At 68.6% G+C, this 10,809-nt stretch carries 8 protein-coding genes; 4 read left to right on the top strand and 4 right to left on the bottom strand.

Features of this window, described 5'->3' with window-relative positions; genetic code table 11:
• Positions 1 to 113 precede the first annotated feature (113 nt).
• Positions 114 to 2,492 (top strand): transglycosylase domain-containing protein, encoded by a 2,379-nt coding sequence (locus ACSMFO_RS35865; RefSeq protein WP_436462050.1) that lies wholly within the window; start codon positions 114 to 116, stop codon positions 2,490 to 2,492.
• A gap of 161 nt (positions 2,493 to 2,653) precedes the next feature.
• The gene (locus ACSMFO_RS35860) at positions 2,654 to 5,167 is read left to right on the top strand and encodes a transglycosylase domain-containing protein (RefSeq protein ID WP_436462047.1); all 2,514 of its coding nucleotides are present in this window, start codon (positions 2,654 to 2,656) and stop codon (positions 5,165 to 5,167) included.
• Here ACSMFO_RS35860 and ACSMFO_RS35855 read toward each other — a convergent pair whose 3' ends face one another.
• Positions 5,168 to 6,217: a Gfo/Idh/MocA family oxidoreductase gene (locus tag ACSMFO_RS35855; RefSeq protein WP_436462046.1), complete on the bottom strand. Its 1,050-nt coding sequence runs from the start codon at positions 6,215 to 6,217 to the stop codon at positions 5,168 to 5,170.
• Between the two features lie 55 nt (positions 6,218 to 6,272).
• Between ACSMFO_RS35855 and ACSMFO_RS35850 the strand changes: the two genes are divergently transcribed.
• A complete protein-coding gene (locus ACSMFO_RS35850; protein WP_436462045.1) occupies positions 6,273 to 7,355 on the top strand; it encodes an ROK family transcriptional regulator in 1,083 nt (360 codons plus the stop codon).
• A 17-nt stretch (positions 7,356 to 7,372) separates the two neighbouring features.
• The gene (locus ACSMFO_RS35845; RefSeq protein ID WP_038521910.1) at positions 7,373 to 8,920 is read left to right on the top strand and encodes a glycosyltransferase family 87 protein; all 1,548 of its coding nucleotides are present in this window, start codon (positions 7,373 to 7,375) and stop codon (positions 8,918 to 8,920) included.
• On the opposite strand, the gene ACSMFO_RS35840 is transcribed toward ACSMFO_RS35845, so the two are convergent.
• The 3 genes from ACSMFO_RS35840 to ACSMFO_RS35830 all read right to left on the bottom strand — a co-directional run bounded on the left by ACSMFO_RS35840 (position 8,877) and on the right by ACSMFO_RS35830 (position 10,682).
• Complete coding sequence (locus ACSMFO_RS35840) at positions 8,877 to 9,212, bottom strand: hypothetical protein (protein ID WP_436462044.1); 336 nt, start codon at positions 9,210 to 9,212, stop codon at positions 8,877 to 8,879. The two genes, ACSMFO_RS35845 and ACSMFO_RS35840, sit on opposite strands and share 44 nt — an antisense overlap.
• 44 nt (positions 9,213 to 9,256) lie before the next feature.
• Complete coding sequence (locus ACSMFO_RS35835; RefSeq protein ID WP_436462043.1) at positions 9,257 to 9,772, bottom strand: hypothetical protein; 516 nt, start codon at positions 9,770 to 9,772, stop codon at positions 9,257 to 9,259.
• A gap of 130 nt (positions 9,773 to 9,902) precedes the next feature.
• Entirely contained in the window at positions 9,903 to 10,682 is a 780-nt protein-coding gene (locus tag ACSMFO_RS35830; protein ID WP_436462042.1) for a deoxyribonuclease IV, read from the bottom strand.
• Positions 10,683 to 10,809: the final 127 nt, after the last annotated feature.

Below are 10,809 nucleotides of genomic sequence, written 5' to 3'. Positions count from 1 at the left end.
CGCGAGGCCCTGCCGGTGACCAGCGGTCCCGTCAGGGTGCCGCCGGGCACCGCCCGCCGCCGCCCCCGCCCGGCAACCGCCGTCCTCCGGCCCCGGCCGACCAGGCGACCGCGATGGTCCGGCCGGTCGAGCCGGAACCGTACGAGCGCGAGCCCGAGCTCATCACGCATCACGCGCACAACGGCACCGAAGACCCGTACGGGTACGACCCGTACGACGATCGCTATGACGATCGTCACGAAAGCACCGCGCTCGGCGCCGAGGGCGAAGACGCCTATGGCGACGAGCCCTCCGAAGACGGAGAAGACGGCAAGAAGAAGGTCCTCACGCCGAAGCAGCGCAAGAAGCGTCGCTGGCGGATCATCCGCCGGGTCCTCTACGCGATGTTCGGCCTCTTCGTCGTGGTGCCCGCGATCGCGTTCGTCATCACCTACTTCCTGGTGGACGTCCCGTCGCAGGAAAGCGTCGCGAGCCTGCAGAGCCAGCCGATCACGCTGATGTACTCGGACGGCAGCCCGATGGGCAAGATCGCGCCCGCCAGCGGCGGAAGCCGGTACCTTCTGCAGCCGGGCGACGTCCCGGAGGTGGTCAAGAAGGCCGTGTACGCGGCCGAGGACTCGTCGTTCGAGACCAACTCCGGTTTCGACGTCGGCGGCATCCTGCGCGCGGTCTACAACAACGTCACCGGCGGCCAGGGCGGCGGTTCGACGATCTCCCAGCAGTACATCAAGAAGGCCACGGCCAACGAGGCGCCGACGCTCACCCGTAAATGGACCGAGCTGGCCAAATCCTTCAAGATGAACAACCAGATGTCCAAAGAGGAGATCATCACCGCCTACCTCAACACCATCTACTTCGGTCGCGGCGCGAACGGCATCGAAGCGGCCGCGCAGGCCTACTTCAAGAAGCCGGCCAAGGAACTCGGCGCGTCCGAGGCCGCCCTGCTCGCCGGCCTGATCCAGGGCCCGAGCAAGTCCGAGAACGAGGCCTACGCCACCAGGCGGTGGACCTTCGTGATGGACCAGATGGTGGCGAACAAGTGGCTCGACCCGGGTGCGCGCGCCACCGCGACCTTCCCGAAGCCGATCCCGAAGGCGCAGGCGAAGGCCGACGACGCCGGGACGCTGAGCCTGCACATCCGCAACCGCGTGATCGACGAGCTCGAAGCGCGCGGCTACGACCAGGACCGGCTGCACCAGGGCGGCTACAAGATCACCACGACGATCGACCCCAAGGCGCAGAAGATGGCCGAGGAGTCCGTCGCCGAGGGGATGAAGGGCCAGACGGACGAGAACATCCTGAACGCGCTGGTCGCGGTCGATCCCAAGACCGGCGGCGTGGTCGCGTACTGGGGCGGCCCGGACTGGACGAAGAACGCGCAGGGCCAGGACGTCCAGGCGATGGACTGGGCGAACGTGCCGCACAACCCCGGTTCGGCGTTCAAGGCCTTCGACCTGACCGCCTTCCTCAAGATGGGCAAGGGCCTCGGCGAGACCTTCGACGGTTCCAACAACCGGAAGTTCGACGGCCGCACGATCCGGAACGCGGGCGAGAGCTCCAACTGCGGGCCGCAGTGCACGGTCGCCGAGGCGATGAAGGTCTCCGCGAACACCGTGTTCTACGACATGGTCCGCAACGAGACGAAGATCGACCCGGTGGCGAAGGCCGCGAAGGAAGCCGGCGTGATGGTGGAGGCCGACGGCGGCAAGGCGAAGCTGAGCCCCGACATCAACATCGCGCTCGGCGGTGGTGGCACGGTCACCACCGCGGAGGACATGGCGGCCGGCTTCGCCACCTTCGCCGGTGAAGGCGTCCGGCAGAAGCAGCACTTCGTCGCGAAGCTGACCAACTCCCAGGACGAGGTCGAGTTCGACGAGACCGCCCCCAAGGGCGCTCCCGCCTTCAGCGACGACGCCGCCAAGAGCAAGCAGATCGCCGGCAACGTCACCGACGCGCTCGAAGAGGTCATCCCGTACTCGAAGCTCAAGTGCCCGAAGGGGCACGAGTGCGCGGGCAAGACCGGGACGCAGCAGTACGACTTCAAGGACAGCGACCCGGCGAGCTATCGCGATCGCAACGCCCAGACCTGGATGGTCGGCTACACGCCGAGCATCTCGACCGCGGTGTGGGTCGGCGGCGACGGCAACAAGCCGCTGCACGACAAGAACAACAAGCCGGTCTACGGCCGGACCATCGCCGGCCCGATCTGGGAAGACTTCATGTCCCGGTACATGACCGGGAAGCCGTCGGAGAAGTTCGAGAGCGTCAAGCCGATCGGCAAGGACGCGCGTTCCGTGCCGACGACGACGGCGCAGAAGCCGCCGGAGACGTCGACGCCGACCGAGACGCCGACGACCACCCCGACGCCGACGACTCCCACCGAGCCGACGGAGACGGAGCCGACGAAACCGACCAAGCCCACGAAGCCGAGCTGGACGAGGCCGGGGCCGGGGACTTCGGATCCGTTGTTCCCGAACGGCGAAGATCCGTGACGATCGGGCTGAGCACGTGACGAAAGGTGTGCCGGGCACTCGCCCGGCACACCTTTTTTCGTGGCATCGGTGAACCTGAACCGATCCGATACGTCTTTAGTAGAAGGAGACCTGCGACCGCAGGACCGCGCTCACCCACGGAAGGTTCGGAGGACGTCCCAGTGAACGACGATCCCCACGGCGGATGGCCAGGTCAGGACCCTGACCCCGCCCGTCGTCCGCAACGCCCGGCCGGACCGCCCCGTCGTCCCGCCGGTCCGCCCCCGGGATACGGGCAGCGCCCGGGTCCCGGCCCGCAGGGGCAAGCGCCGTGGCAGCGCCAGGGTCCGTCCCAGCAGCAGCCGCCGCCCCCGCGTCGTCCGCAGCGGCCGCCGGTCGCGCCGCAGCACGAACCGGACCTCATCACGCATCACGAGCACAACGGCACCGCCGACCGCGGCTACGACGAGCCGTACGACGATGAGCAGTACGGCCCGGAGACCGACGAGAACGGGAAGCCGATCCTCACCCCGGCCCAGCGCAAGAAGCGCCGGTGGAGACGCATCCGGCGGGTGCTGCTCGCGCTGTTCTGCCTCTTCGTCGTCATCCCGGCGATCGCGTTCGTGATCACCTACTTCGCCGTCGACGTGCCGTCGCCGCAGTCCGTCGCGGCCACGCAGGGCCAGGCGGTGACGTACTACTACGCCGACAACACCGAGATGGGCAAGGACGTCCCCAAGGGCGGCAACCGGCACATCCTGACGCCGGAGCAGATCCCGGACATCGTCAAGAAGGCCGTCATCGCCACCGAGGACGCCTCCTTCGAGACCAACTCGGGCTTCGACATCGGCGGCATCCTGCGCGCGGTCTACAACCAGGTGACCGCGGGCAAGGGCGGTGGTTCGACCATCTCCCAGCAGTACATCAAGGTCGCCAGCGGGGACGACGAATCGTCGCTCGCGCGCAAATGGACCGAACTCGCCAAGTCCTTCAAGATGAACCAGACGTACGAGAAGAAGGACATCATCACGGCGTACCTGAACATCATCTACTTCGGGCGCGGCGCGTACGGCATCGAGTCGGCCGCGCAGTCGTTCTTCGGCAAGCCCGCGGGCGAACTCAACGCCTCCGAGGCGGCACTGCTCGCGGGCCTCATCCAGCAGCCGGGCCGCTCGGAGAACCCGAAGGTCGCGAACGAACGCTGGACCGTCGCGCTGAACCGTATGGTGCAGAACGGTTTCCTCTCCGCCGCCGACCGCGCGAACCTGCAGTTCCCGACGCCGATCCCGCAGGAGGACAAGCAGCAGGCCGGGGTGGTCAACCCGTTCATCCGCGACAAGGTCAAGGAAGAGCTCGCCGCGAACGGCATCACCGACGACGTCTACTACCGGGGCGGCTACAAGGTCTACACGACCATCGACCCGAAGGCGCAGGCCGCGGCCGAGCAGGCGGTCGCCGACGGGATGAAGGGCCAGACCGACGAGAACCTGCTCAACGCGCTCGTCGCGATCGACCCCAAGACCGGCGGTGTGAAGGCGTACTACGGTGGCCCGTCCATCGTGAAGGGGCCCAACGGCAAGGACCAGAAGGGCCGCGACTGGGCGAACACGCCGCAGAACCCCGGGTCGTCGATGAAGCCGTTCGACCTCACCGCGTACATGCAGCTCGGCAAGGGTGGCATCAACTCGACGTTCGACGGCTCCAACAACCGGCAGTTCGGGAAGCAGACGATCCGGAACGCCGGTCCCGGCAGCACCTGTTCGCAGCAGTGCACGGTGTCCGAGGCGATGCAGCGGTCGGCCAACACGGTGTTCTACGACATGGTCGTGAACGTGACCAAACCCGGGCCGGTGGCACAGGCCGCCAAGGACGCCGGGGTGAAACCCGCCCCGGACGGCAGCTCCGAACTGTTCGCCGACAACAACATCGCGCTCGGCGGTGGCAAGACGGTCATCACTCCGGAGGACATGGCCGCCGCGTACGCCACCTTCGCGGGCGACGGCCAGCGCCGGGACAAGCATTTCATCGTCAAGGTGACCAACTCGCAGGACGAGGCGGCGTACTCGGCTCCGGAAGAGGCGAAGCCGGCGTTCGCCGACGACTCCGACAAGAGCAAGCAGATCGCCGGCAACGTCACCGAGTCGCTCAAGGGTGTCATCCCGTTCTCGAAGCTCAAGTGCCCCAACAACCACGAGTGCGCCGGCAAGACCGGGACCCAGCAGCACACCTATCGGCAGGGCGAGCCCGCGTCGGCCAAGGACGCCAACTCGCAGACCTGGATGGTCGGCTACACGCCGTCGATCTCGGCCGCGGTGTGGGTCGGTGGCGACGGTGACAAGGCGCTGAAGGGCAAGAACGGCAAGTCGATCTTCGGTTCGACGATCGCCGGGCCGATCTGGCAGAAGTTCCTTTCCCTGTACCTGAACGGGAAACCGGGGGAGCGCTTCGACAAGGTCAAGATCATCGGCGGGGACGACAGCAACACCGTCCCGTCGACGCAGACCCCGCCGGACGACGACGAGGGTTCGACCGAGACCGGCACGCCGTCGACGGGTCCGTCGACCGGATCTTCGTCTTCGCGGAACGAAGAGGATCCGCCTTCGAGCTCGAAGAACCCGCCTTCGTCCAGTGAGAACAACGAAGAGGGCGGCAACGGAGGCCCGCCAGGCCGGGGCGGCAGAGGCGATACCGAATAGCTAGATGGTGACGACGCGCCGTTCGGCACCCGCGAGGTGGGCGGCTTCGATGACCCGGAGCGTCTCGACGGCGGAGGCGGGATCGACCGGGAAGCCGCCCTTGCCGAGCAGCGCGTCGCGCACCTGCGCGTAGAAGTCCTCGTAGCGGCCGACCTCGGTGGGCACGGTCTCGACGTCGTCGTTCACGCCGAGCACGCCGGCGTCCGACTCCGGTTCGACGCCCCAGCCGGGGTCGCCGGGCCGCAGGCCGTCCTTGATCTGCGGCTCCTGGACGTCGAGGCCGTACTTGGTGAAGGTCGCCTTGTCGCCGAGCACGCGGAATCGCGGGTTCCGGGTGCCCGCGAGCGCGGACGCCCACAGATGCGAACGCACGCCATTGGTGTGCCGAAGCGCGACGAAGGCGTCGTCGTCGACCGACACCCCGGCGCGGCGCCTGTCGACCTCCGCGTAGACCTCGGAAACCGGGCCGAACAGCTGCAGCGCCTGGTCGACGATATGCGCGCCGAGGTCGTAGAGGAGCCCGCCCGCCTCGGCGGGGTCGCCGAACTCGCGCCAGTTGTCCCGCGGCTTCGGCACCCAGCGGTCGTAGCGTGACTCGAAGCGGAAGACGTCGCCGAGACGGCCGGTTTCGAGGACCTTCCGGACAGTGAGGAAGTCCGAGTCGAACCGGCGGTTCTGGAACACCGTCAGTCCGACGCCCTTGGCCTTGGCGGCTTCGACGACCTTCGCCGCTTCAGCCGCCGTCGGCGCGAAGGGCTTGTCGACGACGACAGGCAGACCCGCCTCGATCGCCTGGAGCGCGAGCGGGACGTGCGTGCGGTTCGGCGTGCTGACGACGACCAAGTCCAGCTCGCCGGCCTTCGCGAACAACGCGTCCGCGTCCGGCAGCACGTCGGCGGCCGGGTGGTCGGCGCGTGCCTGCGCGACCCGGTCCGGGTTCGAGGTGACGATGGCGGCCGGGGTCAGCCCCGGTGTCGCGTCGACCAGCGGCGCGTGGAAGACGCGTCCGCCGGTGCCGTATCCGAAGATCCCCACTCGCAAGTCAGCCATGACCCCATTAAACAACAGTGTTGCGTAATCAGCCAGTCATGACAGGATGCGCGCTATGCCGGAGACCGGGGTCAATCTGCGCGGCCTGCGCCAGCACAATCGGACACTGCTGCTCACGCACATCCTGCGCGCGGGCGGCCTCAGCCGCGTCGAACTCGCCGAGCGCACCCGGCTCACCCAGCAGGCCGTCTCGAAGATCGTCCCCGAACTGCTCGAAGCCGGCCTGCTGGACGAAGAACGCCAGCCCGCGTCGGGTGTCGGCAAGCCACGCACCCTGCTGCGCGTCCGCGCGAACGCCCGGCACGCGCTCGGCGCCCAGCTCGACCGGGACTCCTACCGGGTGGTCATGACCGACCTGACCGGGAAGATCATCGCGTCGCGCGGCGGGCCGCTGGCCCCCGGATTCACCCCCGACCAGGCCGTTTCCGCCCTCGGCGACGCAACCGAAGCGCTAACCGACGGCGTCGAGGGTGTTCTCGGCCTCGGCGTCGGCAGCGTCGGCCCGCTCGATCACCACGAAGGAGTGGTCCGGGACGCCACGAACATGCCCGGCTGGCACCAAGTGCCCCTGCGCGACCTGCTCGCGAAACGCACCGGGCTGCCCGTGCGGCTCGACAAGAACACCAACGCCGCCGCCTTCGCGCAACACTGGCCGGAGGGCGACCAGGCCGCGACCGCCGTCGTGCTCGTCGGCACCGGGATCGGTGTCGGCCTGCTGATCGACGGCAGGCTGTACCGCGGGCCGCGGACCAACGCCGGCGAGTTCGGGCATACGACGCTCGCCTTCGACGGACCGCGCTGCGCGTGCGGCCGTCGTGGCTGCGTGGAGGTGCTGCACAACGCGGCGGCGACCACGGAAGAGGCGGCGGGCCTGCTGGCGATCGGGCTCGCCGACCTCGTCCAGGTGCTCGACCTCGAACGTGTCGTGCTGACCGGACGTTCGGTCCGCGCGGCACCCGAGGTGTACCGCGACACCGTCGCGGCGCGACTGCGGGAGCTCCTGCCTTTGCCGCACTGGCAACGGATCCAGGTCGACCTCGACGAGATGGGCGACGACGTAGTGGCGTTCGGCGCGGCGGCGGAGGTGCTGGCCGGGTTCTACGAGAGCGGCGACATCACCGGGTGGTCACCCGGATAGGCGCTAACATCCGCCACGTGTCCGACCAGACGACCCAGCCCGAGGCTCCGCTCTCCCTCACCCCCGGCGAGCGGGTCATCCCGAGCTGGAACGAACCGCTCGTGGCCGCGGCCACCCGCCCGATCGGCGGCCCGCTCGGCGAGCACGCGGCCGTGGGGCGGCACTGGTTCTGGTCGCCGCAGCGGGTCGGGCTGCTGCTGGCCTGCCTCGCGCTGGTGCTCTCGTGGTTCGGCAAGGCGTCGTGCATCCAGCAGTACACCGACGACTCCGGCACCCATCAGCTCGACTGGCGGGCGGGCCGCCCGTTCGTCGCGATGTGCTACTCGGACATCATCCCGCTCTACAGCTCCGAGCGGCTGAACAACTCCGACACCTTCCCGTACGTGACTTCGTGGACCGAAAACGCGGGAACGGCGAAGGAGACCACGCGGTACATGGAGTACCCGGTGGCGACCGGGCTGTTCCAGTGGATCAACGCGAAGCTCACCGAAGCCTGGCTCTCGGTCGCGGAAGCGGGCTGGCTGCCCGGCGCGCTCCCGGTGGCCGTCTACTTCAACATCTCGGCTCTGTGGCTCGCGCTGGCCTGGCTGGTCACGGTGTGGGCGACCGGCCGATCGCTGAAACGCCGCCCGTGGGACGCCGCGCTGGTCGCGATCTCGCCGCTGGTGCTGGTGCACGTCTTCACCAACTTCGACGCCATCGCGACCGCGTTCACCGCGACCGCGCTGCTCGCGTGGGCGCGGCGACGGCCCGAGATCGCGGGCTTCCTGCTCGGGCTCGGCGCGGCGGCGAAGCTGTATCCGCTGCTCCTGCTCATCCCGTTGCTCTTCCTGTGCCTGCGCGCGGGCAAGGTCAAACAGTGGGCGCTCGCCGCCGGGCTCGCCGTGGCGACGTTCGTCGTGGTCAACGTCCCGTTCGCGCTCGCCGCGCCGACCGGCTGGTGGGAGTTCTTCCGGCTCAACACGGCACGTCCGATGGACCCGGACTCGCTCTACAACGTGATCTCCCATCTTTCCGGCTGGGCCGGTTTCGACGGGAAACTCGCCACGGGCGAAACACCGGTCGTGCTCAACGCCGTCGTCGCGGTGCTGTTCCTCGCCGCCTGCGCCGGCATCGGCTACGTCACGCTGAAGGCGCCGCGCCGTCCGCGGCTCGGCCAGCTCGCGTTCCTCGTGGTGGCCGCGTTCCTGCTGACCAACAAGGTGTGGAGCCCGCAGTACTCGCTCTGGCTGGTCCCGCTGGCGGTGCTCGCGATCCCGCGCTGGCGGCTGCTGCTCGGCTGGATGATCCTCGACGCGCTGGTGTGGGCGCCGCGGATGATGTACTACCTCGGCGTCGACAACAAAGGCCTGCCCCAGGACTGGTTCCTGGGCGCCGTCGTGGTCCGCGACCTGGCGGTGGTCGGCCTTTGCGCGCTGGTGATCCGCGACATCCACCAGCCACGCAAAGACCCGGTCCGCGCCGCCGGGGACGACGATCCGATCGGCGGATTCCTCGACGGCGCCCCCGACCTACGCGCGGTCAAGCCCGCTTCAACACCTCAGGCCCAGGACGTTCGAGCCTGATGTGCTTGCCGAAGTCCTCGGCCCCGAAGTCTTCGATCCGCACGACGACGGCTTCGGGCGAGGTTTCGACCAGCCTGCAGGTGAACCAGTCTTCGCCGTGCCTGACCGACCAGCACTCGGCGAGGATGGCCAGGCCTTCCGCCTCCAGCAACGCGACGGAGTCGTCGAAGGCGGCGGGCCCGCCGAGCGGGTAGCCGAAAACGGTCAGTGCCTGCCAACGGGTTTCCGGCGCGGGGACGACGTAGCCGACGTGCTCGCCGTCCTCCGCCCGGTACACGGTCCGATTCTTCATGCGGCCAAGACTCGACCCTCCCGTGGCGAGAGGGTCAAGCCGATTCACCGCACGAGGTAGCCGCCCGTGCTCGTTTCGAAGAACGGGATCGGGGCCGTGCAGCGCACGACGTCCTGATCGAAGCCGCCGACGGCCCAGCTCCAGCCGATCCGGTCGTGCCCGCCCGGCACGTCCCGTACCGAGAAACCGACCCGGCGCCCGACCAGGTTCACCGGGAGCGCGGGGATGTCGGCGCGTTCGATCACGCCGGTCAGGATCGCGAGGTCGCCGTCACGCGAGACGCAGTCGACCTTGCCTTCGAAATCGGCGAACGGCTTTCCGTCCTTGGTCAGATGATTCACGTGGAACCGGCCGGAGGACTTCCCGGGATCGCCGAAGGCCGCGAAGTCGAACCGGACCGGATCGCCTTCGTAGCCGGGAAACGTCAGCGGACCGCCCGCCGACCCGAGGACGACCGAGCCGGACGGCGGGGCCTGGGCCGCCGTCGCGTGGGTCGCCCCCAGCGTTCCCGCGGCGACGGCGAGCACTGCGACGGCGGCGATCTTGGCCTTGAGCTTCATGGCTTTCCCTCCAGTACCGGGTGTTTCCCGGCTGGATTCGAGCCTTCCTCGATCGGCGCGCCCGGCCCTCCCGCTGGAGAGGGAACGCTCTCCCGCGCGGGTAGCCCCTCGGCTCACGACCAACGTGACGCTAGGCGGACGCGACGCGCTCCCGGACGAAGGCGATGTCCGCGGCCTGCCCGTCGGCCGGGGTCTCGACGACCACGGGCGCACCCGCTTCGGCCGCGACGGCGGCCAGCACCTCGGGATCGATCGTGCCGTCGCCGCCGACGACGTTGGCGTGCCGGTCCCGCGTGGAACCGAACTCGTCACGCGAGTTGTTGAGGTGCACCAGGTCGATCCGGCCGGTGATGGCCTTGACCTTCTTGACCGCCTCGGTCAGATCCCAGCCCGCCGCGTACGCGTGACAGGTGTCGAAACAGAAACCCGCGCCGAATTCGCCGACCTTGTCCCAGAGCCGGGCGATCGTGTCGAGGTCGCGGGTCATCGCGTTGTCGCCGCCCGCGGTGTTCTCGATCAGGATCGGCACGGCGAAACCGCCCTTTTCCTGTTCCCGCTCGAAAAGCTTGCGCCAGTTGACGAGGCCCTCTTCGACGTCCGCGCCCGCACCGACGTGGCCGCCGTGCACGACGAGCCCTTTCGCGCCGATTTCGGCGGCGCCGTTCGCGTGCTGGGTGACGTTCTTCCGTGACGGGATGCGGATGCGGTTGTTCATCGACGCCACGTTGATCAGGTACGGCGAGTGGATGAACACCTCGACCGGCGATTCCTTGATCGCTTCGCCGTGCGGGTGGGGTTTGGGAGCTTTCCAGCCCTGCGGGTCGGAAAGGAAGAACTGAAGGACCTCGGCGTCGCGTTCGGCGACCGCGGAGAGGGGATCGTCGTCGCGGACATGGGCACCGATTTTCATGTTGAAGGAATCTACGCGGAGCGAAGCTCCTCCGTTGAGGGCGGTGGTGGGGAGGAAGGCGGAGTTACCCTCGCGGGTTTTTCGCCGTCGCGGACCGGATGGTCACGCTCGTGGGGTAGCGTGAGCG

Origin of the sequence: Amycolatopsis sp. w19 (assembly GCF_051373225.1) — a bacterium.
In the GTDB taxonomy this organism is placed as follows: Bacteria; Actinomycetota; Actinomycetes; order Mycobacteriales; family Pseudonocardiaceae; genus Amycolatopsis; species Amycolatopsis japonica.
The sequence above is the reverse complement of the archived record's forward strand: the minus strand, read 5'-3'. Positions and strand labels throughout refer to the sequence as shown.